Source organism: Agrobacterium tumefaciens, from assembly GCF_031801495.1.
GTDB lineage: Bacteria > Pseudomonadota > Alphaproteobacteria > Rhizobiales > Rhizobiaceae > Agrobacterium > Agrobacterium tumefaciens_K.
The window spans coordinates 846,037-866,143 of record NZ_JAOEGC010000002.1 but is presented as its reverse complement, the minus strand read 5'-3'; the positions used below and the strand labels follow the sequence as shown (position 1 = coordinate 866,143).

The following is a 20,107-nucleotide window of genomic DNA, read 5'->3' as shown; positions in this document are numbered from 1 at the left end:
AATTTCTTGCTTTTTTTCTCGGCTCACGCAAGTTCTTTCGAGAGGCCGGGCAAAATCAGGTCGGCTTTCAACCCACCGAGAGCACTCCGCGACAACGAGAAGCGGCCGTGATACTCGGATACAACCTCGCTGACGATCGAAAGGCCAAGGCCGGTACCCGGTCGGCTTTCATCCAGACGTCGGCCGCGCTTCATCGCTTCGCTGATCTGCTCCGGCTCCAGTCCCGGTCCGTCGTCCTCGACAGTCAGCTCGATCCAGGCACGGCGGGCGATGTCAGGATCGGAAGAAGGATGCGTGCCGGCCGCGACACGCACGGTCACCTGATGCCTGGCGAAACGCGCCGCATTTTCAAGAAGATTGCCGACGACTTCCTCGAGATCCTGCTGTTCCATCGCCAACACGCTGCCAGGCACGTCGAACTGCAGGTTGAACTGCTTGTCGGGGTTGAGACGGCGCATCACGCGCACCAGCCGTTCCAACGCCGGTTCGGCCTCGGCGCGGGCCAGGATGGAACCGCGCTGCGCGGCAATGCGCGCACGCGAAAGATAGGATTGCACCTGCGCCTGCATCGCGTCGGCCTGGGCGCGCACCAGGTCGCCATGCTGCGGCTCCAGCGTCCGCGCTTCGTTCAGCAGAACGGCGATTGGTGTCTTGAGCGAATGCGCCAGATTGCCCACCTGCATGCGGGCGCGTTCAACGATACGGCGGTTGCTGTCGATCAGCGCGTTCACCTCGTTCGCCAGCGGCTGGATTTCACGCGGGAATTCGCCCTCAAGGCTTTCCGCCTCGCCGCCGCGTATCTTGCCGAGCGCGACACGGGCCTGATCGAGCGGCCGTAGCGAGTAGAGAATGGCCAGACCGTTGACGACAAGGCTTCCCACCCCGAAAACCGCCAGCGCCAGATAAAGGCTGTTGGAGAAATCACGCACGTCGTCTTCCACGACGTTGAGATTGCCGGAAACACGGAAGCGCGCAGCGCGGCCCTCGCCATCCAGAACCACTTCCGTTTCCGCCACCTGCACGCGGTTGCCCGCCTCGTCAGTCACGGCGTAGAAACGCTCGTAGCGATTGTCGAAGGGAACGTCGAGAATGCCCGGAACCGGCAGCGAAGCGACGCCGAGCGACGACGACACAAGCGGCGCGGTCTGGAAATTGCCGAGAGGTTCCACCACCCAGTACCAGCCGGTATCGGGCTGCGAAAACCTCAGATCGCCGAGCTGCGGGCTGCCCGCCAGCGTGTTCTCGTTGGAAATCGTGATCGAATTGATGACGTTGTAAAGCTGCGCGCGCAACAGGTCCGTGAAACTGCGCTCCACACCCTGTCGATAGAGCGTGGAGATCACGACGGCAATCACCACCAGCGCCAGCATCGACCAGAGCGAGGCGAGCAGAAGAACGCGGGCGGTGAGTGAGTTACTTCGCATCTGCGGGCGCTTGCATCCGGTAACCGAGGCCGCGGATCGTTTCGATCAGATCGACCCCGAGCTTCTTGCGCAGGCGGCCGACAAACACCTCGATCGTGTTGGAATCCCTGTCGAAATCCTGATCGTACATGTGCTCGACCAGTTCGGTGCGGGAAACGACCTCGCCCATATGGTGCATCAGGTAGGAAAGCAGGCGGAACTCATGCGACGTCAGTTTCAGCGTTGTGCCGTTGACCGTGGCCTTGGAAGATTTCGTGTCGAGCCGCACCGGGCCACAGACGAGTTCGGACGAAGCATGGCCGGCCGCACGGCGAATGAGAGCGCGCACGCGGGCCAGAACCTCTTCCACGTGGAAGGGTTTGGTCACATAGTCGTCGGCACCGGCGTCGATGCCAGCCACCTTGTCGCTCCAGCGGTCGCGTGCGGTCAGGATCAGAACCGGCATGGCCTTGCCGGAAGCGCGCCACTTCTCGACAACCGTGATGCCGTCCATCTGCGGCAGGCCGATGTCCAGCACGATGGCGTCATAAGGTTCGGTGTCGCCGAGATAGTGGCCTTCCTCGCCGTCGAATGCCTGATCGACCACATAACCCGCTTCCTTCAAAGCGTCCGTCAGCTGCCGATTGAGGTTTGCATCGTCCTCGACAACGAGAATGCGCATGGTCCGCCCTTTCCTGTCCGCCGCAACCTGTTTCGGTTCCGGTCTTCTTGTATCGATAGGGGTGTTTTCCGATATTTTGGTGCCTTGAGCAAGGCTACATCGGAACGCGCATCGTCACCTTGCGCGGACGTTCGCCGTTGCCCTGAACGAGAACCGTGACGACGCAGGACTGGCCGTCATTGGAAGGATAAACTGACAGAAGCTGCCCGCCGGTTTCGCGCACGACGCGGGAAACGGCAGCGCTGCAATCGCTTGCAACAAGAGTGAAACGGCCCCCGTTATCAGCCTCGGGCGCCGTGAAACCGGAAAGCCCGGCTGCAAGCGTCGCGATGATGAGAGGTGATGCCATTGCACAAACTTCCAAACAAGACAGGGTGCGTGTCAAATCGTATTGTGACTGAATATGTAGCGCAAAGCGTCTGAATGGCAAATGAATGCCGCCTTTTCCACCGGACAGGTCGTGAAAAGGCGGCATATCAGGATCGCCTTCAACGAATGGTCTTGGTGGCGGCAAGACGACCGTAAAGCGCGACAAGACCGCCTATTCCACCCGCAACGGTAACGATCCCCTCCGCCAGCTCGCTTTCGAAGCCCGCCGGCAGGTTGAAACCGACAACATGAAGGAGCGGCGCGAATACGGCGATCAGCGCGCCCCAGACTGTCTTTGATTGATACCACGGTTTGATGCTGTCCATTTCTCTTCCTCTCTCTTGGTTTTCAAAGTGATTTCAATGACTTTCAGAGCTGAAGACGTGCTTGAGCGGCAAGCCCCAGCGGCATGGCACGGCCGAGCTGGCGTACACGCACAAAAATGTGATCCTGCGGGGAGGTGAAATCTGTGAGTTCATCGGCTGAGGGGTAGAGCCAGAACGGTTCACTCACATCAGCCGTACGCCGCACCTCTCCGTCGTCCAGCACCTCGACGCGATAACGTTCGAACGGTTCGTCCAGCGGTATGTCCATTGCCTCCCATCCATCGGCATCCACACGCCCGCGCCGCATCCAGCGGAAAAGCACGCCCTCCGACCTTCGCCCCGCGGCAAGGTGTACGGGTGCAAGCGGCGTTTCGGCCCGCATTCCACCCTCGAAACCGAAGGGACCGACGGCGTCTCCCGTCCCGCCCGCCGCCTCGACAATCCAGTTCAGCCGCAGGCCACGCTCCGCGGACGTCAGGCCGAGCGGCTGGACCGCGGCATCCAGCAACACGAAAGGCGCGCCTGCCACCGCACCCGCCTCCACGGCGTCCTCCGTGCCGCCCAATCCGCGCAACAGTGTTGAAAGACGCCAGCGGGCGGGCGCGGTTTCCTCGGCGCGGGCAAAAGCAGCTACTTCCCACACGCCGTTTGCTGCCAGAAAGGCGATACGGTTTTCGCCATTCAGCACGGCACGCTCAGGCATGGAGGACAACGCACCGAAAGGCAGGTCGACTTCCAGGACATTGCCGTGATCGAACCGGCCGGAAGGTCCGGGCGCCAATGGCATCTTCAAGCTGCCGATCATGGCCGGGCGGTCGAGCGTGGCCCGCTGTCTGTACCCCTCCGCTCCGACTGACGATGAGACAAGGAGTGGTCGCCATGGTCGTGAAAGCACAGCGATGCGGGCCGACTGTTCCGGCGCAAAGGCTTCATGCCGCGGCAGATCTAGCAACAGCACTTCCGGGTCGAAGCCATCCGCCCCACCAGCACCGGGGTTGCGCGGCGCGTCCTGCTCGCCGAAAAATCCTCCGGCAATTGGCAGAAACGCACGCCCCTCGATCCGCCGGACATCGCCGTCCTCGATCCGGCTGACCAGAAAGCGGCCTGCCGGCCCACCCGGAAAAAGCAGGCAATCGCCGGGTTCGATGGCCATTTCGGTCGGCGATAGCGAAAAACGCACCGAACGCCTTGCCTGCCGGTTGTCGCGCAACAATGCCTCGGCAGCGGCCTGCGCGGTTTCCTGCGGCAGCACCGCGTTAAGGTCGATCCGCAGCAGACGGTTTGCCGCCCCATCGATTCGCCGCGAGCGCACGCTTGCCTGCTCATAGTCGAGCGCCGGATTGCAGGACGTCAGGACCGCCTCCGCGGCAAAATCGCTGTCATGGCCACGATTCTCAGACCACAGCGGCTCGTCATCCAGATCGGCCAGAACCGTTACCTCGCGTGCGGGGGGCGCCGCCGTGTTGCGGGAACGGAACCGCAAAATCGCGCCGTCCTCCACCGCATCCACCTGGAAGGCGTCCATGAGCGGTTCGAGAAGGCTGCGGGCCGATGTCACATCGCCCTGAACGTAGCCGGAAAGGTCGCCGCTGACGGCAGATACGTCGAAACCGGCAAAGCCGTGATCGGTCATGATCGCGGCGATCGTGTCGGCAAGCGTTGCCGTTCCCAGCCTGCCGTTCAGCCAGTGACCGGTGCGCCAGTTGCCGCCGTCATTCCATATGGAGGTTCCCAGAGGAAAGGCCGGATAGGGCCGCGCATCCCAGGTCCAGAGATGGATACGGCGATTGTCCACCATGCCCGTGCCGCCCTTCCCCGACCAGTGGTCGAGATGGGCTTCCAGAAACCGTCGCTGCTGGCTGTCGGCGCGGCCCCGGCCGGAAAAATACGGATAGGCGTTTTCCGCCGATTTCGGATCGGGAAAGACATTCGGGCGCGAGGCACTCTTGTCCACCGCCGGACAACCTACTTCCGTGAACCAGATGGGTTTCGAGGCAGGAACCCATGCGGTCGGCGTCGGTCTTTCCGCCCCGTTCACCCGCTCGAAATGCGTATTCTGCCACCAGTTCCGCAAATCCTTGTAGCGAAAGACCCACGGCTTTCCCGCCAGTCCGTCGGTGATCGGGGTGCGTTGCCGTGCGTCGCGGTCGGCGTCGCTGGCATAGAACCAGTCGAACCCTTCGCCGCTCGTGATGGCATGGCCAAAAGCCGCCGCGTCGTCCGGTCCGGTCATACCGTCCGGGTTCCCGTTTGAGGCATCCTCATCGCGCCAGTCTGAGAGCGGCATGTAGTTGTCTATGCCAACCGCGTCGATATGCGGGCTCGCCCAGAGCGGATCGAGATTGAAGAACACGTCGCCCGATCCATCGGCCGGATGATACCCGAAATATTCGCTCCAGTCGGCGCCATAGGTCAGTTTCGTCTGCGGCCCGACGATGGCACGAACGTCACTTGCAAGCCGCACCAGTTCCTCGACGAAGGGGAACGCATCATTGCCGTCGCGCAGGCTGGTCAGCCCGCGCAGTTCAGAGCCAATCAGAAACGCATCCACGCCACCGGCTTCAGCGGCCAAAGCCGCATAATGCAGCACCATGCGGCGATATCCGTCGGCGCGGTTGCCGAAGGCGGAAATCGCATCGCGCACGGCCATCGTTCCATCCGGCGACCCCACCCTTCCCGGTGCCGGAAAACACGTGATGCGACCACGCCAGCCATAAGCATCCTGCTCGCTCTTGCCATAAGGGTCGGGTAATCCGTTCCCCGAAGGCACGTCCATCATCACGAACGGGTAGAGGCAGACCTTCAAACCGCGCGCTTTCAGATCGGCGATGGCCTGACGGACACTCGCGTCGTCGGGCGTGCCGCCATAGGCCGGTCCGCCGTCGTGACGGCTCACCACATGCCCCGCGTCACGCTGCAATCCCGCCACGGACCATGGCGCGCTTTCCCGCTCGCGGGCGTCCACTTCGACACCGGGCAGAATACGGCATTCACCGGCCCGCATGTCGGTGCCGAACCAGCTGACCACCAGCGCAACGCTCTCAAGAGCGGGGCAAAGCGCCTGCAACTCGTCTATGGAAGCCTGCCAGTCCGTCGTGGCGGTCAGAGCATTGCGGTTCAGGATAAGGCTCTGCCCCATGCCGGTGTGCTCGGACACCTGCGTGGTCGCATAACCGTGTTCCGTCGCACCGGGAATGACGGTGATGGCGCGGATTTGCCTCTCCAGCCTTCCCACCGGACGCACCACCTCGAATTGCAGCAGCGGAATGCGGTTGCCATAGGCGTCGAGCGGCAGGCGCTCGAAAACCACATAGGCCAGACCGCGAAACGCAGGCGCGTTACCCGACCCCTGTTTTGCCTCGACCAGCGGATCGGGAAGCTGCGTCTCGCTGCCCGGATAGAACCGCGTGGCAATCGCCATCAGATCCATTTCCTGCCCATCTGCCCAGATACGGCGCACCATCGCCACCTCGCCTTCGCAGAGGCCCACGGCGAAATTTGCGAAATACCGGTAGTTTTCCACCTTCGTGCCGCCACCGCCTTTGCCGCCCTGCCGCTCCACCGTCACGCTTTCCTCGAAGCGCGTTGCCCAGATCAGCGTGCCGGCGATCCGCGCCGTGCCGTATAGCCGGTTGATACCCGTCCCCTCATCGGCTCCCGGAATGCGCGCTGTTGAAAGCCGCGCCCCGCTCACAGTCCGTCCGGAGGACAAGACCGCCCGGTCGACCGCATTGCCCGCCAGCGCACCCGCCGCACGGCCTATGATCGCGCCTACCGGCCCAAAGACGCCTCCCAGGGCCGCGCCTGCTGCCTGAAACAGAATGGTTGCCATCGGTCAGATCTCCGGAAAACGAAACACGCCCGCAATGCGCCTGCGCCAGCCGGGAACCAGCGCTGAGCGCACCACAGCCGCCTGTTCATAGGCATGAATGAAATGGTCGGGACCGGCGAGAATGCCTAGATGTTTGGCGGCCGCGTCGACCCGCCAGCGAAACAGCAGCAGGTCGCCCGGTATCGCTTGCGAGATCACCAATGCCGGGCCGAAATGTCGCTGCGCTGCCGCCAGAAGCCTGTCCTCGCCCCCTCGTTCCGCCCAGTCGGGCGCATAGGGCGGTGGTAGCTCCGGCTCCGTCCCGTAAAGCTCGCGCCAGATGCCGCGAATGAGGCCAAGGCAATCACAGCCGACACCTTTCAGGCTCGCCTGATGCCGGTAGGGCGTGCCGATCCAGCCTTCCGCCAGTTCCAGCACCCGGTCCTGCGTCGCGCTCATGGAAACAGCGCCTTTCCGTCGTGGTTCTGCCCGCCGCTTGCATAGGAATAGGCGAAGTCAGCGCCCGGCACATGCGGAAAGCCTCGAAAATTCAGGTGATTGGCGAACTTCGCCTTGCAGGTCGCAAAGCTCTTGTCGCAGCCCGCCGTCACCGAAAACGTGTCGCCGATTTCCGGCGCGCCCTCCGGTGGCAACCAGAATGACAGCTGCGCCACACCTTCGCGGAGCCTGTGCGCGTCGAGGTCGAAGCTTTTCCCGGCATTGCCGCCCGTCAGGAAACGCAGCTTGCCCTGCGCGAAAAAGCCTTCGCCAAACGCGGAAAGCCCCGAAACCGCAAGAGTTCCAGCCGCATCGACGGAGAGGATTGCGCCGTTACCGCTGAACCCTGAGAGATCAACAGCGCAGCGTGCATCACCAAGAGCCGCATCGCATCGCCGCCCGTAGACCCGGCCCTGCGGCTGGCTCAGCCGATGGGTGATGCTGCGCAGTTCGGCGCGAAACGCGCCGCCTGCCCGCGTCACCTCGCCGATCTCACGCACATTGAGCATCATGTGGCTTTCCGGCTGCTGCCAGTTGACGAGGAAGAGCGACACGCTCGCGCCATCGTAACGGCCTTCTGCCAGATCGCTTTCCGTGATCGCCTCACTCGAAAACCCGCCCGACACCTCGCCGGAGCCAGCTCCACGCCCCGCGGCACCGTCCGTCTCGCTGGTAGCGAAACCGCTGGCCGCGAGATAGGTCGTGCCGCCGAAGGCAAGCGGCTCGTCGTGGTCGGTGAAGCCGATCACGGCTCCGTCTTTCAGCGTCACCTTCCAGCAATGGCATGTGGTCGTGGCGTCACCTTGCAGGTGTTCCGCAAGCGCGGCAGGGATCGTCTTCATGGCAGGATTTCCGTCAGGGGAATGGAAGGAATGCGGCCCGCCTCGAAGGCGGTCAGGTTCACATCGATACGGTCGATGGCGAAACGCACCGGCACATCAAATTCGAAACCGGCGCGGATAACGGCACCGGCGGGCGGTACATGCTCCGCCCCGAAGGTCACAACGCCAGTCGCATGATCCGTGGAAAAATCGATGGCGCCGACACCGTTGACGGAAACCTGAACCGATCCTTCCACCGGCTTGTCGATACGCCGCGTGAAAGAGCCGCCAGCGTCCTCATAGGTCTTGGAAAGCTGGAAGGTCGCCGTCACGCCGTCGCCGGTACCGATCTTCTGATCGATGGCGGTTGGCGCATCGCCAGGCGGACAGGACTTGAAGTCCACCGGATCGCGAAATCGGAACCCGTAAAGCTCGCCGCGCCGCGCCTCGAAAAATGCCAGCACCTCGTAAAGATCGGCCAGCGACCGGACGCCGGAACCCGCATCGTAGGCACGCCTTGCGTTCTTCCAGCGCTGATTTCGGTTTTCACGCCCGCTGGACAGGTTGACGATATCGGTTCGCCGTACCGGTCCGCCACTCGTGCCAAGCGCAAGGCGCAGTGGAAACCGCACTTCATGAAATCGGGCCATGTCGTTGTTCCTGGATTCTTTTCGAGTGTTAGAGTCCGCGCTGGCCGCGCCCGACGCTGCGCGCCAGCATGGCGGCAATCTGGCCTTCGCTTTTCCTGAAGCTGGCGGCATCGGCCGCCGTCACGTTGAACACGATCTGCGGCCCGCCACCCGCACCAGCGGCTGCGGCAACACCAAGCGACCCGTCCACGCCTCGTTTCAGCGGCAGGATCGCCTCGGAACCGGCCTCACCCATCAGGCCAAGCCCGCCGCTCATCGGAAAAAAGGTCGGGCTTGAAACGACACCGCCATCCGCAAAGGGCGTGATGCCGCGTCCCGGCACGCCGCCATCGGCAAAGGCGAACAGCGATCCGGCGCCGTTCACCAGACCACCCACGGCATTGCCGATCATGGTTTCGAGCGGCTTCAGACCGGCGGAGAGCGCAATGCCTGAAAGCCGTGTCCCCAGTCCGCGCAGCACGTCGTCCAGCCCCTTGCCGCCCACCGTCGCCGCCTGCATGGCTGATGTCAGCGCGGTCCCGAAACGCTCGGAGCGACGCTCCAGATCAGCCATCACATCAGACAGCGCCTCAGCCTCCTCGCGCCTGCCACTCATCGATTGTTCCTCAGCCATGCGTCTTGCCTTTCTGATTCAGAGAATGCCTCTCAAGGATCTGAAAAATCGCAGAAAACCTGCATCATACGTCCGGAAAGCGCTGTATCAGCGCTTCCATCGCCGCCCTGCCGAGAGCACCTGAAGTTAGGCGCCTGCCGCCAGTCATCGCGAAGAACTCCAGCGGCGTCAGCGCCCAGAACATCGGCGCGGGAAGCCGCAGCAGGCAGAGGGCGATGTGCATCGCCTCATCCCAGGGGAAAGGATGCACCGGAGTGCCGTTCGTCGCACCTGCTGCGGCATTCAAGGGTCCGGCGGCGTCTCCGCTTTCGGTCCGGCAAAGGTCGCGATGAGAAGATCGGCGACGATGGATGCATAACCGGCAATGCCGCCATCCACGGTGGCAGCCGCCACATCCTCGTCGGAAAAGACATTGCCCGCGCCGCGCAGGCCAGCGCCGATCACGCGGATCATGTCCTCAGCCTTCATGCGCCCGCCCACAAATCGCCTGGCAAGCGCCGTCAGGTCGTCGGCGGCAAAAGCGGTTTCCAGTTCGGCGAGAGCGCCGAGCGTCAGGCACAGAATGCGTCTTTCGCCGTCGATCAGCGCCTCGATCTCACCGCGATGGCGGTTCGCCCGCCCGTAGCGCAACCCTTGAGCCATCACAGCGCTCCGAATGTCAGCAGGCCCGCCGATTCCAGCGCGATCTCGAACGCAACCTCACCGTCGTGACGGCCGGAATATTCGAGCGCGGCGATCTGGAACAAGCCCGTGATCGTGCCGAAATCGGGAATGACGATCTGCCAGCCGGGAATGGTCCCTGCGAAAAACGTACCGCGCACCAGCGCATCGCTTGCCTGATCCTTGAAGATGCCCGACGCCGAGATCGCGGCACGCTGCACGCCTGCGCCAGCCAGCAGTTCTCGCCAGCGCCCGGCGCTTTCCGCGTCCGTCACGTCAACGGCCTGCGCGTTGAACGCCAGACGTTTCGTCCGCAATCCCGCCACCGTCGCGTAAGCGCCGCCATTGTCGATCTTCAGCAGCAGGTCCTTGCCCTTCTGCGCCACCATGGTGTCGTCCTTCCTCTCGATTGCTGTTGTTCATGACAGGCACCGCTGCTACCAACGGCTTCATTCCCGTTTCAGAATCGGCGTCCGCATCCCGCCATGTCCCACACAGAAAACCCCAGGCATCGCACACGTCTCGTCGTCGTGCTGGCCATTGGCCAGATTGTCGGCTGGGGTGCCTGTTTCGATTCACTTGCGCTGCTAGGGAACCCGATCGGACGCGATCTCGGCCTGGCGAAGGAATTCGTCTTTGCTGGCCTAACCGTGATGATGGCGGTCAGCGCCTTCTGCGGTCCCACGCTTGGCAGAGCGCTCGTCCGTTACGGTGCACGCCCTGTCCTCGTGGCGGGTTCTTTGCTCTTCACCATCGGCCTCGCCATCCTCGCCCTTTCGAGCGGCATCGTAAGCTACGCCGTCGGCTGGCTCGTCATGGGGTTTGCCGGCGCGTGCGGCCTGACGACAGCCGCCCACACCGCCATGGTCGAGCGCATCGGCGCGGAAGGCGGGCGCATGATTTCGCTGTTGATGATCTTCACCGGTCTTTCAGGCACGGTCTTCCTGCCGATCACCGCCTACATCGAGCATCATCTTGGCTGGCGATGCACCCTTGCCATTTTCGCCTGCCTGCAATTCCTCATCATCCTGCCGCTTTATCTGCTCGCCCTGCCGGAAAGGCAGCAGCAGCTCTCACCAAAACCACCCGAAGGAACCGTTCAACTGGCAACCGTGAGTGCCTCGCGGCGGCATGCCTTCCTGCTCCTTGCTGCGATGACGACGATCAGCGTCTTCGTGTCATTTGGTCTTTCGCCGCTGGTGCCGTCACTTCTGTTGCAGGTCGGTGCGTCCTCCGCGCTTGCCCTTCAACTTGCCTCGGCACGCGGCATTTTTGCCATTTGCGCACGCGGGCTGGATTTCCTGCTGGGAAAACGCGGCAACCCGTTCGCTACCGGTATGGTCGGCAGCCTGCTTTTCCTGTTTTCGCTGCTGGTATTGCTCGGCTTCGGCGCCTCAACGCCGGTATTCGTGGCCTTCATGCTGCTTTTCGGCTTTGGCGGCGGGGTGGTCGCGGTCAGTCGCGCCATCCTGCCGCTTGCTGTTTTTTCACCGCAGGAATACGGGCTGCAGGCCGCACGCATCTCCCTGCCGCAAAATCTGGCGACTGCCGCAGCGCCGCTGTTTTTCACCACGGTTCTGGAACGCGGCGGAGCGACCTTCGCGCTTTCGCTGGCAAGCGCACTTTCGGTCGTGTCGATCCTGCTTCTGGCGCTTCTCTGGCGCACGAGCCGCAAATCTACTCAGTCACAGCCCTGAAGCGCAGCTCCGCCACGAAACTGCGTGCCTTCGGCTCACGCCGCGAGCGGCCGGAACGATGTTGCAGGCTCACCAGCGTCATGCCTTCGAGTGTCAGCGCCGCATCGTCCAGCAGCGTTCTCACCCGCATGGCAATCTCTTCGGCTCTTTTCCGTCCGCCCGCCTCGCTCCAGATTTCCAAGGTCAGGAAATGCTCCTCGGCCTGTTCCGTGGCCGTCGAATAATCGCGGGTTTCGAGATCAAGACGATGCAGGGAAAGACCGGTCGCGGCAGAAGCCGGTCGACGACGCCGCCCGTCGTCTCGGCCATCAGCGCCGCATCGCCCGAAAGCCTGCCATGGATCGCCTGCAGCAATGTGTTGGCGGCACTCATCGGCTCTCCTCCCGACAGCGGCAGACAATGAAGCGGCCCGTCTCGTCCGGGTCGCGAACGGACAGGATTTCGAAAAGGCGCTCATCCTTCCTGAACCGCATACCGGCTGCAATGTCACCGCGGCTTGCGAGCCAGATGCGGTGGCTGGCCATCGCCCCTTCTGCAGAAGCGCGTTCGTAGGACGTGTCGGAAACCGGCTCTATCGCCGCCCAGAGCGACCTCAGAAAACCCCAGTCTTCCGTCGCGCCGCCCTGCCCGTCGGGTGTTTCGACGCGTACTTCCAGCTCCAGCCGTGCCGTCATCCGGCCGGGATCGAGAAAAACAAGGTTCATCGCTCAAAGCCCCATACGACGAAATGGCGAAACCAGCCGGTCATATCCGGCAGGAGTGGCGGCCGGCTGGTTTTCCGGCAGGATCGCACCACGAAACGCGAACATCTGCGCGACATGGGTCAGCATGGCGCGTTTCAGCGTGTCTGGCACGTCACTGCCCGCCTCGCCGTAACCCGCGATGAAATCGATCTCGATGCCGTCGATCGCCCGGCCGGGTGATGGCGGGTCGCGCAACCACAGCCGCGCCGGGCGTGCTGTGCCATCCAGCAGCATATCGGTCGCGGTGATATCGGACGGATTGCCCTCGGCATCGAAAACCAGAATCGTTTCGATGGTTTGCACCGGTCCCTTGCCAATCTGAATCACGTCGCCGTCGGGCCATTTGTCCAGATAAAGCCGCCAGGTCTGGTGGATCAGGCAAAGCCCCGTCGCACGTTCCAGATGCTCGCGGGCGGCGCGGATCAGCGAAGAGAGAAGCGCATCCTCATCGCTGCCATCGAGCCGCAGATGCGCCTTCGCCTCGGCAAGCGACAGCGGCTCGGCCTGCGGCGGGCCGATCAATGCATAGGTCATGATGTCTCCGGAAAAGGTGCGACGAAAGCAGTTCATCCCCCTCCGTCATGCCGGATCTGGTCCGGAATGACGGCGAACGAGGCAGAAAAATCAATTCACTCCGAACTTCACCAGCTTGATCGCCTCGAAGTTCTGCACGCCGCCGCCCACCCGCTTGGTGGTGTAGAACAGCACGTAGGGTTTTGCTGAGTATGGGTCGCGCAGGATGCGAACGCCGGTGCGGTCGACGACGAGGTATCCAGCCCGGAAGTCGCCAAAAGCGATGGCGAGGCTGTTTGCCGCGACATCGGGCATGTCTTCCGCCTCCGTTACCGGAAAGCCCATCAGGGACGCCGGCTGACCGGCAGTGGCCGGTGGATGCCACAGATAATTGCCGTTGGTGTCCTTGAAGCGGCGCAGCGCGCCTTGTGTCTTACGGTTCATCACGAAGCTGCCGTTCTGGCGATGGCCGGCCTTCAGCGCATAGACCGCATCCAGCAGCACATCCATCGGACCGGAGGAGGCAAAGCCTGCGGAAACGCCCGTCGCGACGTAGCCGAGATTGCCCCAGCTCCAGCCGCTATTGGCAACCGCCGTGTAAGACAAAAAGCCTTTCGGCTTGTTCACGCCGTCGCCGGTCACAAAGGCGGTGCCTTCCTGTTCGGCAAAGGCAATGTCCACTTCCGAGGCGATCCAGCTTTCGATATCGACAGCCGCATCGTCCAGCAGCGCCTGCGTTGCCGCAGGCATGACATATAGCTCCATCGTCGGGAATGTCAGTTCGGCAAGCTGCGGTGTCGAGGTCTGCGGACGCGCCGCCGTTTCGGCTACCCAACCGGTTGCCAGACCACTCGGTGCGAAGGGCTTCTTCAGCACCGTGCCGGAAACCTGCCGCACGGTCGCCAATGCCCGGATCGGCGACACCGCCGTTACGCGGCGGCCGATTTCGCCGTCGGTATCGGTGGGCAGCAGATAACCGCCATCGGCTCCGGCCGATCCTGCAAACGCCTTGGCCTCGAGATCGCGCAGCGCCGCCTCCTCACCACGGCGGATATAGGCGTCGAACGCCGCCTTGTGCTCGGCAACGTCAAGAGACGCGGCATCCTTGCGGCCAAGCGCCGGTCGCGCCTTCTTCAGCGCCAGATCGTCCATGACCTTCCGGCTCTCATCCAGCGCCTTGTCGATGCGGTCCAGCTTGTCGCGGGTCAACACATCGGAACCCATCTTGCGCTCGATCTCGCCAAGCCGCCGGTCGTTCGTGTCACGGAAGGCCTCAAACGCCTCCATGAACTCGTCGAAGGCTGCCGTCATCGTGTCGGGCACGGCCTTCACCTGCGGCGCAACCGTCATGTCTGCGGGCCTTGTCATCTGCTCTGTCATGTCGCCATCCTTCTGTTCTGGATATGGTTCAGCGTCTGAATGCGGTATCGAAAATCGTGCGGGCGGCGCGGCGCATCGTGCGCACCAGTTCCGTCTCGCGGTCGCGGAAAAACCGGGCGTGCTTCACGTCGGAAACACGCGCCGAAGGCAGCATCGGAAAGGTCACGACGGAGATCTCCCAGAGGTCGGCCTCGAGAATACGGCGCACGCCGGAGCGTCCCGCCTTGCCCGCCCTTACTGTCTGGAAACCGATGGAAAGCCCGTCGAGCCCGCCGGTCTTCATCAGCGAATGCACCTCGCCCGCCCGTGCCACGCCGGGGGCAAGCACACCCTCGACGTAGAGGCCGCGCTCATCTTCGCGGATCGTGCGCCACGCCCCGATAGGCTGGGCCGGGTCATGCTGGTAGAGCATGCGGATGCCGCCCGCGCCGCGTTCCTCGATGGAACGGCGGAACGCACCGCGCTCGATCACGTCGCGGCCGAGATCGACTTCGCCGAAAACGCTGGCGTAACCGGAAAACGTGCCGTCACCTGAAATGCCGCGCAGTTCCAGATTGGCGAATTTGCGCGTGGCGGGACGTGGCCCGCGATAAGCGTGCATGGGAAACTCCTGCAATGTTTCTCTGAAAACGTTGGCGGCGATCAGGACCGCGGGCGGGCGCCGAAACGGTCGGCGATGCGCGACACCACGCCCAGACCCCACCAGGCGCAGATGCTGGCGGCGGCGGATCCCGCCACCATGATTTCATGACCGGAGAGCGCTCCGGCGATGTCGAGCTGGCGCACGATCCACAGGCCCATCGGCCCGCCGAAGATCAGGCCGCAGGCCAGTCCGGTCAGGAAACGGCTGGCGGCTTCCCGCCTGCTTTTCGGCAGCAGGTAAACGAGCGAAACACTCGCCCCTGCCACGGCACCGGTCAGGCGCGCAGCCCATATGCCGCTTTCGTTGGCGAATTCAGACATTGGTCATCGTTCTGGTTTATGATGTGCGTATCCGACAAATCCATCGGCGCGCCTTGAAGGCGAATTTCCTGAATCGCTGGAGTCGATTGCGCGAGAAGCCTCGCAATCCGATTCAACTCCCTGCGAAAATGATTCAACGCCAGAGCCAAACTCGCCGTCACCCCGAACCTGATCCGGAACCAGCCGCCTTGCGTCTGCAAGCCTCAATCTTAATACCCCACGGCCTGACGCTTTTCCTCTTCGCTGAGGAACGTTGCCGCGCCCACCCGTGCCCAAAGTGCGTCACGCTCGCCAGACAAGCCCGTGATCTTGTCGAGGTCCGGTTCCAGCCGTAGCTCCCCGCCGAAGGACTGGGCAAGCCAGGCGGACAGCCGGGCAGCTGTGCGGTTGATGAGCGGCAGCACCGTCAGGCGGTAGAAGGCGCGGTTGGCCTCCTGATAGTTGGCGTAGGTGTTGTCGCCGGGAATACCGATCAGCATCGGCGGCACGCCAAGCGAAAGAGCGATATCGCGCGCGGCACCGTTTTTCGCTTCCAGAAAATCCATGTCACGTGGCGAAAGCCCCATGGCTTTCCAGTCCAGCCCACCCTCCAGAAGAAGTGGACGGCCTGCGTTCACCGCGCCCTGATAACCTTCCTCCAGCTCCCGTTTCAGCCGCTCATACTGCTCGGACGAAAGGTTGCCGCCCTCCTTCGGCTGGTAGACCAGCGCGCCGGAAGGCCGCGCCGAATTGTCGAGCAGCCGCTTGTTCCACTGGTTGGCGGCGTTGTGCAGATCGAGCGCCGCACCCGCCGAGGCAAGCGGCGCAAAGCCGGTCTGGTCATCGAGCGGATGGAACAGCTTGAGATGCAGCAGCCCCAGCCCGTCACGGTCGGCAGCGATGCGTCGCGCCGCCCTGCCATCGGCGCGGTAATCATAGGCGACCGGCCAGCCATCCGCTCCCTCGATCACGCTCACCCGGTCCGGCCGCAACAGGTGCAGTTCGCGCACCCGCCCGCCGATCGTTACCGGCTCGATATAGACATTGCCGGAAAGCAGCAGATGCCCGTAGAGCGCCTCGAAAAAATCGGGGCCGCCCATATGGGCATTCGGCTTTGCCATCAACATCAGCAAGGGGTGGGCGGTAATTTCCTCGCCATCCTCATAGAGCAGCCAGGTCACGGACGCGGCAGCTTCGGCCACCATGCGGGTGGCACGATGCGCCACCGGGTTCTTCATGAAACCCTCGCGGGCAAGCGCCGCATAGCTTCGGCCGGACCAGTGTGCCCGACCCGCCTCCGTGGTTACGGCCAGAAATCCGCCGGACTGCGCCTTGTGTTCGGGCACGGCTACACCATCCGCCGGGCGCCGCCACGGCAGGGAAAACGGAAATCGCATGGTTCATCCTTTGAAAGCTGGCCAAATGCAGAACGGAGGAGCAAGCCGCGCTTACCCCTCCGCCCTGTTCGAATATAAAAGTCTCTGCCGGATCGGCATTACAGTTGCGGAATTGTCAGGCCGAGGCGCAGGAAGTTGTCAGCGGCCCGTCATCACAAGGACTGCATTGCCGTTCTATCGGATCGGCTGTTTTGTCGCCGTATCGCTGTCGAAATCGGCCGCGATGCGGGTGTCGCGCAGCGGCTTCACCGTGCGCGTGGAAAGATCGTAGGCCGGATCGGCCTTGTAGGCGGCCAGCGCCTCTTCGCTTTCGAACTCGCCGTACACGATAAAATCAACGGAGTTACCCCATTGGTCCTTCTTCACGTTCTCGCCGATTTCCAGCTTCAGCGAATGCGGTATCGCAGTCAGCCCCGAAAGCCCCTTGCGTACGGCCTCGCGGTTTTCCTCGGGAACGGTGAAAAAAACGATATGGCGGATCACGGTATCACCTGTCATGCAAAGTTCGAACCTGCCCCGAAGGGGACTTGGCGAAGGGGTTATCACTTGGTCTGTGGCTATTCAATCCGCGCCGCTTCAAGAGAGCGATGAAATGCGCGTGCGTATTCCGCGACCAGTGCCGCTCGGTCGTTGCCGTTGATGATGGCGCGCGCGCCTTGCCAGTCCTCGCGCCCTCTGCCGAAGAAACCGGAGAGCCGCCAGCCGGTGAAACTGCCCGCCGTCATACCGCGTATCAGGATCGTGGTAGCCATCTCCGGCTCCATGGCCCGTTCCGGCCGTTCCACGAAGTCGATGCCGGTCAGCACGGACATAGCCTCGTAGTTTCGACGATGGGTCAGCTGTACCAGCCCGCGGCCGAGCCAGCTCTTGCCGTCATCATCCCGCCGCCAGTAGGGCTTGGTAACGGCTGGCAACCTGCCTGCCGCATAAGCCCGTTCGAGAATGGCGATTGCCGCATCATCGGTTCCGGCCAGCGTCTCGCGCACCGGCTGCATGGTCCCGGCGGTTTCGTGAAACGCGGTTGCCAGCATATAGGCCATCCAGCGCTGATCACCGCCCGGCAGCAGCACTTCGAAACGATCGAGGATCAGTTCCGTACCCGCAACCTGCGCCGCTCGTATCCGTCCCTCGAACACGTCTGATCGCACCGCGTCGAAGAATCGGCGCTTCCCGAATCCCATTTCCGGCTCCTGAAAATCGCAGATGCCCTAACACCCTTGTTTTTCCACATGACGACCGTCAGGACTAAATCGATTTGAAAAAATCTTAATCGATTTTAATCCGCAGATCGGAGTTTCGGGGTAAAAAATTCCTTGAATTGCGGAACCCTGCGGCGCTAACTCGATTTACCGCGCAATTCCGCAGCGTTACCCAATCAGGAGGAATGCCACCATGACAGCGACAATCCCCCAGACCACGTATGACCGCCTCGAAAACGAGTGGCGCCAGATGCGCGAAACCAGCTCTCAGCAGAAGCCTGCCCAGACGCCGAAGAAGTAAGACCGTTCGAGTTCAGCCGAACGGCTCATCGATACCAGTGTCATCCCATGCAATCTCGATGTCATCTTCGGGCATGACCCGATGATGACATCGTTCATCGGTGGGTGGATCCACGCTTCAATGTTGAAGATGACCGAAAATAGTTTGCGGCGGGACGCAAACTGTCTGCTTCTGTCAAGCCGCCTCACATACCCCTTACCCTCGGTTCGCTGGTCGTATCCCCTGTCAGCGCCGTAATCGCCCAGACAAGAGCGTCCAGGCGGTCGGGCGAGCGCCCGATGGAAAGTCCGTCCGGACCGAAATTGACCATCTGGTCCTCCAGTTTTTCGAAACGGCCCGCATGTCTCACCCTGCCCTGCTCGTAGAGCGCGGCGACATGTTCGGCGCGAGTGAATTTCCCGCGGCTTGCCCTCACCATCGTCACCGGCAGATCGGCGTCGATGCTCTGCAGCATGGCCTTCACCATATCGCCGCCCTGATTGACTTCCGCCACCACACGGTCGGCCTCGTGCATGCGGCAGGCATTCACCACCGCCCGCGCCCATCCCGCGGGCGTTGCGCCCTCGACCGAACGATCCGCCAGAACAATCAGCCTGCCCGACATGGCGAGCCCCGCCACGACGATGCCGCAGCAAGAGTTTTTTCCCGAACCGGCAGGCGGATCGACGGCGACCACGATCCGTTTCAACGGCTCGTCCAGCCGCTCGACCAGCCCTTCAAGGCTTGAGCGTTTCCACAGAGCGTCCTCGCGCTCCTCGATCAGCTCCCCATCCAGTTCCTGCCGCCCGAGCCGCGTCCCGCCATAACGGCGGCGCAGTGCGTCGATGAAACCGGGCGAGAGGTTCGCGGCATTCATTACCGTCGGCATCCGTATGACCCGCGTCGCCGGATCGGCCATCAGCGCCTTGAGAAGCGGAATGGGCCGCGGCGTCGTGGTCACGAGCTGCCGTGGCGCATCCCCCAGACGCAGGCCGAACTGCAGCATGTCCCAGGTTTCCTGCGCATATTTCCATTTTCCCAGCTCGTCCGCCCATGCCATATGAAACTGCGGCCCCCGCAGGCTTTCGGGGTCTTCGGACGAAAATATCTGTGCCATGGCTCCATTCGGCCAGATCAGCCTGCGGCGCGACACCTCGAAATCGGGACGGCAGCGCCGGGCGATACGGCACAGACCGGACACGCCGTCGATCATCACCTCACGCGCATCTCCCAGTGTTTCCGCCACCAGCGCGATGCGCAGCGTCGAGCGTTTTCCCGAGGAGGCGACCCGGTGCACCCATTCGGCCCCGGCCCTCGTCTTGCCGGAACCGCGTCCACCGATCAGCAGCCATGTGCGCCAGTCACCGGCTGGCGGCTGCTGCGGCAGGTTGCCCAGAAACCGCCAGTCACGGCGCAGGCTGGCAAGATTGCTCTCAAGAAAGCTTTCAAGCGAGACGTCGATCATTCGGCGTCCTCGGGCGCGGCATCAAGCGACATTCCGCGGGCGGCACAGATCGCTGCGGCCTTCTGCTCGGCCAGAGCATCGATCCTTTGCAGGAAGAAGGCCACGGCGGCGTCATAGTCCTCGCTCTCCTCGGCCCTGTCGGCATTGCGCTCGCGCTCCTCGGCGATCTGGCGTTGTAGCACGTCGATCTTTTCCAGCGTGCGCACGACCACGGAAAGCGATTCCGTTGCGGCCTTCACGTCCGCCCGCCCCTGCTTGCCCGGTGTCTCGTCGATCGCGACAGACAGCAGCGGCTCACTCACTTCCCGCATTCTCTGGTACATGCGGCACTGTTCGCGCAGCTCCGCCGTCAACGCATTCAGCAACTGCCGCAGATCGTCCTGCGTCGTATCCTCCACTGGCGCGGACTTTATCTCGGGCGCGGCCTCAAGATCGCAATCCGTCGCCACCCCGTGGCGATAGACGCAGCTGTCCGGCCAGTCGCCAAACAGCGACAGGTCGGCCTCATCAAAGGCGAGCATGGCGTTTCCGATCACAGCAAAAAAGAGAAAAATGGGGATCAGTCATGAAAGATGGGTTCACCCGAAAACGCTTCAGGTCACACATCTACGACGATGACTGAACCCTATCAAAGCACCGTCACGCCGTCAAGGATTAT

At 62.8% G+C, this 20,107-nt stretch carries 23 protein-coding genes and 1 pseudogene; 1 reads left to right on the top strand and 23 read right to left on the bottom strand.

Annotation, left to right across the window (positions count from 1 at the left end; genetic code table 11):
- Nucleotides 1–23 precede the first annotated feature (23 nt).
- The 12 genes from N7578_RS13670 to N7578_RS13615 all read right to left on the bottom strand — a co-directional run bounded on the left by N7578_RS13670 (nucleotide 24) and on the right by N7578_RS13615 (nucleotide 10,222).
- Nucleotides 24–1,424, bottom strand: a complete 1,401-nt coding sequence (locus N7578_RS13670; RefSeq protein ID WP_311110853.1) for a HAMP domain-containing sensor histidine kinase — start codon at nucleotides 1,422–1,424, stop codon at nucleotides 24–26.
- Complete coding sequence (locus N7578_RS13665) at nucleotides 1,414–2,085, bottom strand: response regulator transcription factor (RefSeq protein WP_311110852.1); 672 nt, start codon at nucleotides 2,083–2,085, stop codon at nucleotides 1,414–1,416. Before N7578_RS13665 ends, N7578_RS13670 begins: the two co-directional genes overlap by 11 nt.
- A gap of 94 nt (nucleotides 2,086–2,179) precedes the next feature.
- A complete protein-coding gene (locus N7578_RS13660) occupies nucleotides 2,180–2,434 on the bottom strand; it encodes a hypothetical protein (RefSeq protein ID WP_311110851.1) in 255 nt (84 codons plus the stop codon).
- Between the two features lie 139 nt (nucleotides 2,435–2,573).
- On the bottom strand, nucleotides 2,574–2,780 hold the full coding sequence (locus N7578_RS13655) for a hypothetical protein (RefSeq protein WP_311110850.1): 207 nt from the start codon (nucleotides 2,778–2,780) through the stop codon (nucleotides 2,574–2,576).
- Nucleotides 2,781–2,823: 43 nt separating this feature from the next.
- Nucleotides 2,824–6,612, bottom strand: a complete 3,789-nt coding sequence (locus tag N7578_RS13650; protein WP_311110849.1) for a baseplate multidomain protein megatron — start codon at nucleotides 6,610–6,612, stop codon at nucleotides 2,824–2,826.
- A 3-nt stretch (nucleotides 6,613–6,615) separates the two neighbouring features.
- Nucleotides 6,616–7,050, bottom strand: a complete 435-nt coding sequence (locus tag N7578_RS13645) for an NlpC/P60 family protein (RefSeq protein ID WP_311110848.1) — start codon at nucleotides 7,048–7,050, stop codon at nucleotides 6,616–6,618.
- Nucleotides 7,047–7,931 (bottom strand): baseplate hub protein, encoded by an 885-nt coding sequence (locus tag N7578_RS13640; protein WP_311110847.1) that lies wholly within the window; start codon nucleotides 7,929–7,931, stop codon nucleotides 7,047–7,049. Before N7578_RS13640 ends, N7578_RS13645 begins: the two co-directional genes overlap by 4 nt.
- Complete coding sequence (locus N7578_RS13635; RefSeq protein WP_311110846.1) at nucleotides 7,928–8,560, bottom strand: TIGR02217 family protein; 633 nt, start codon at nucleotides 8,558–8,560, stop codon at nucleotides 7,928–7,930. Before N7578_RS13635 ends, N7578_RS13640 begins: the two co-directional genes overlap by 4 nt.
- 28 nt (nucleotides 8,561–8,588) lie before the next feature.
- Nucleotides 8,589–9,173: a phage tail tape measure protein gene (locus tag N7578_RS13630; protein WP_311110845.1), complete on the bottom strand. Its 585-nt coding sequence runs from the start codon at nucleotides 9,171–9,173 to the stop codon at nucleotides 8,589–8,591.
- 64 nt (nucleotides 9,174–9,237) lie between these two features.
- The gene (locus tag N7578_RS13625; protein ID WP_311110844.1) at nucleotides 9,238–9,459 is read right to left on the bottom strand and encodes a rcc01693 family protein; all 222 of its coding nucleotides are present in this window, start codon (nucleotides 9,457–9,459) and stop codon (nucleotides 9,238–9,240) included.
- Nucleotides 9,456–9,815: a gene transfer agent family protein gene (locus N7578_RS13620; protein ID WP_311110843.1), complete on the bottom strand. Its 360-nt coding sequence runs from the start codon at nucleotides 9,813–9,815 to the stop codon at nucleotides 9,456–9,458. Before N7578_RS13620 ends, N7578_RS13625 begins: the two co-directional genes overlap by 4 nt.
- The gene (locus tag N7578_RS13615) at nucleotides 9,815–10,222 is read right to left on the bottom strand and encodes a phage major tail protein, TP901-1 family (protein ID WP_311110842.1); all 408 of its coding nucleotides are present in this window, start codon (nucleotides 10,220–10,222) and stop codon (nucleotides 9,815–9,817) included. The genes N7578_RS13620 and N7578_RS13615 overlap by 1 nt, the downstream gene beginning before the upstream one ends.
- A gap of 96 nt (nucleotides 10,223–10,318) precedes the next feature.
- Between N7578_RS13615 and N7578_RS13610 the strand changes: the two genes are divergently transcribed.
- Nucleotides 10,319–11,530 (top strand): MFS transporter, encoded by a 1,212-nt coding sequence (locus N7578_RS13610; RefSeq protein WP_311110841.1) that lies wholly within the window; start codon nucleotides 10,319–10,321, stop codon nucleotides 11,528–11,530.
- Here the strand turns inward: N7578_RS13610 and N7578_RS13605 are convergent.
- The 11 genes and pseudogenes from N7578_RS13605 to N7578_RS13555 all read right to left on the bottom strand — a co-directional run bounded on the left by N7578_RS13605 (nucleotide 11,511) and on the right by N7578_RS13555 (nucleotide 19,970).
- Nucleotides 11,511–11,902: pseudogene (locus N7578_RS13605) on the bottom strand (DUF3168 domain-containing protein). The gene N7578_RS13610 and the pseudogene N7578_RS13605 sit on opposite strands and share 20 nt — an antisense overlap.
- Nucleotides 11,899–12,234 (bottom strand): phage head closure protein, encoded by a 336-nt coding sequence (locus tag N7578_RS13600; protein WP_311110840.1) that lies wholly within the window; start codon nucleotides 12,232–12,234, stop codon nucleotides 11,899–11,901. The pseudogene N7578_RS13605 and the gene N7578_RS13600 overlap by 4 nt, the downstream one beginning before the upstream one ends.
- Nucleotides 12,235–12,237: 3 nt before the next feature.
- Nucleotides 12,238–12,807, bottom strand: coding sequence for a head-tail connector protein (locus N7578_RS13595; protein ID WP_311110839.1), 570 nt, complete (start codon nucleotides 12,805–12,807; stop codon nucleotides 12,238–12,240).
- Nucleotides 12,808–12,897: 90 nt separating this feature from the next.
- Nucleotides 12,898–14,166 carry a phage major capsid protein gene (locus tag N7578_RS13590; RefSeq protein WP_311110838.1) on the bottom strand — a complete coding sequence of 423 codons (1,269 nt, stop codon included), beginning with the start codon at nucleotides 14,164–14,166 and terminating at the stop codon, nucleotides 12,898–12,900.
- Between the two features lie 28 nt (nucleotides 14,167–14,194).
- On the bottom strand, nucleotides 14,195–14,767 hold the full coding sequence (locus N7578_RS13585) for an HK97 family phage prohead protease (protein WP_311110837.1): 573 nt from the start codon (nucleotides 14,765–14,767) through the stop codon (nucleotides 14,195–14,197).
- Between the two features lie 41 nt (nucleotides 14,768–14,808).
- Nucleotides 14,809–15,129, bottom strand: a complete 321-nt coding sequence (locus N7578_RS13580; RefSeq protein WP_311110836.1) for a DUF6107 family protein — start codon at nucleotides 15,127–15,129, stop codon at nucleotides 14,809–14,811.
- A gap of 209 nt (nucleotides 15,130–15,338) precedes the next feature.
- A complete protein-coding gene (locus N7578_RS13575) occupies nucleotides 15,339–16,505 on the bottom strand; it encodes a phage portal protein (RefSeq protein ID WP_311110835.1) in 1,167 nt (388 codons plus the stop codon).
- Nucleotides 16,506–16,679: 174 nt separating this feature from the next.
- Nucleotides 16,680–17,003 (bottom strand): Dabb family protein, encoded by a 324-nt coding sequence (locus N7578_RS13570; RefSeq protein ID WP_311110834.1) that lies wholly within the window; start codon nucleotides 17,001–17,003, stop codon nucleotides 16,680–16,682.
- 59 nt (nucleotides 17,004–17,062) lie between these two features.
- Nucleotides 17,063–17,686, bottom strand: coding sequence for a hypothetical protein (locus N7578_RS13565; protein WP_311110833.1), 624 nt, complete (start codon nucleotides 17,684–17,686; stop codon nucleotides 17,063–17,065).
- 503 nt (nucleotides 17,687–18,189) lie between these two features.
- A complete protein-coding gene (locus N7578_RS13560; protein ID WP_311110832.1) occupies nucleotides 18,190–19,449 on the bottom strand; it encodes a terminase large subunit domain-containing protein in 1,260 nt (419 codons plus the stop codon).
- Nucleotides 19,446–19,970, bottom strand: a complete 525-nt coding sequence (locus N7578_RS13555) for a hypothetical protein (protein ID WP_311110831.1) — start codon at nucleotides 19,968–19,970, stop codon at nucleotides 19,446–19,448. Before N7578_RS13555 ends, N7578_RS13560 begins: the two co-directional genes overlap by 4 nt.
- Between the last annotated feature and the right edge of the window lie 137 nt (nucleotides 19,971–20,107).

Coding starts and splice junctions, on each gene's coding strand:
- N7578_RS13660 (WP_311110851.1), bottom strand. CDS start 2,434: ATGGCATCACCTCTCATCATCGCGACGCTTGCAGCCGGGCTTTCCGGT.
- N7578_RS13650 (WP_311110849.1), bottom strand. CDS start 6,612: ATGGCAACCATTCTGTTTCAGGCAGCAGGCGCGGCCCTGGGAGGCGTC.
- N7578_RS13600 (WP_311110840.1), bottom strand. CDS start 12,234: ATGAACCTTGTTTTTCTCGATCCCGGCCGGATGACGGCACGGCTGGAG.
- N7578_RS13615 (WP_311110842.1), bottom strand. CDS start 10,222: ATGGTGGCGCAGAAGGGCAAGGACCTGCTGCTGAAGATCGACAATGGC.
- N7578_RS13565 (WP_311110833.1), bottom strand. CDS start 17,686: ATGGGATTCGGGAAGCGCCGATTCTTCGACGCGGTGCGATCAGACGTG.
- N7578_RS13635 (WP_311110846.1), bottom strand. CDS start 8,560: ATGGCCCGATTTCATGAAGTGCGGTTTCCACTGCGCCTTGCGCTTGGC.
- N7578_RS13670 (WP_311110853.1), bottom strand. CDS start 1,424: ATGCGAAGTAACTCACTCACCGCCCGCGTTCTTCTGCTCGCCTCGCTC.
- N7578_RS13575 (WP_311110835.1), bottom strand. CDS start 16,505: ATGCGATTTCCGTTTTCCCTGCCGTGGCGGCGCCCGGCGGATGGTGTA.
- N7578_RS13630 (WP_311110845.1), bottom strand. CDS start 9,173: ATGGCTGAGGAACAATCGATGAGTGGCAGGCGCGAGGAGGCTGAGGCG.
- N7578_RS13620 (WP_311110843.1), bottom strand. CDS start 9,815: ATGGCTCAAGGGTTGCGCTACGGGCGGGCGAACCGCCATCGCGGTGAG.
- N7578_RS13610 (WP_311110841.1), top strand. CDS start 10,319: ATGTCCCACACAGAAAACCCCAGGCATCGCACACGTCTCGTCGTCGTG.
- N7578_RS13645 (WP_311110848.1), bottom strand. CDS start 7,050: ATGAGCGCGACGCAGGACCGGGTGCTGGAACTGGCGGAAGGCTGGATC.
- N7578_RS13665 (WP_311110852.1), bottom strand. CDS start 2,085: ATGCGCATTCTCGTTGTCGAGGACGATGCAAACCTCAATCGGCAGCTG.
- N7578_RS13570 (WP_311110834.1), bottom strand. CDS start 17,003: ATGACAGGTGATACCGTGATCCGCCATATCGTTTTTTTCACCGTTCCC.
- N7578_RS13595 (WP_311110839.1), bottom strand. CDS start 12,807: ATGACCTATGCATTGATCGGCCCGCCGCAGGCCGAGCCGCTGTCGCTT.
- N7578_RS13590 (WP_311110838.1), bottom strand. CDS start 14,166: ATGACAGAGCAGATGACAAGGCCCGCAGACATGACGGTTGCGCCGCAG.
- N7578_RS13580 (WP_311110836.1), bottom strand. CDS start 15,129: ATGTCTGAATTCGCCAACGAAAGCGGCATATGGGCTGCGCGCCTGACC.
- N7578_RS13640 (WP_311110847.1), bottom strand. CDS start 7,931: ATGAAGACGATCCCTGCCGCGCTTGCGGAACACCTGCAAGGTGACGCC.
- N7578_RS13585 (WP_311110837.1), bottom strand. CDS start 14,767: ATGCACGCTTATCGCGGGCCACGTCCCGCCACGCGCAAATTCGCCAAT.
- N7578_RS13555 (WP_311110831.1), bottom strand. CDS start 19,970: ATGCTCGCCTTTGATGAGGCCGACCTGTCGCTGTTTGGCGACTGGCCG.
- N7578_RS13560 (WP_311110832.1), bottom strand. CDS start 19,449: ATGATCGACGTCTCGCTTGAAAGCTTTCTTGAGAGCAATCTTGCCAGC.
- N7578_RS13655 (WP_311110850.1), bottom strand. CDS start 2,780: ATGGACAGCATCAAACCGTGGTATCAATCAAAGACAGTCTGGGGCGCG.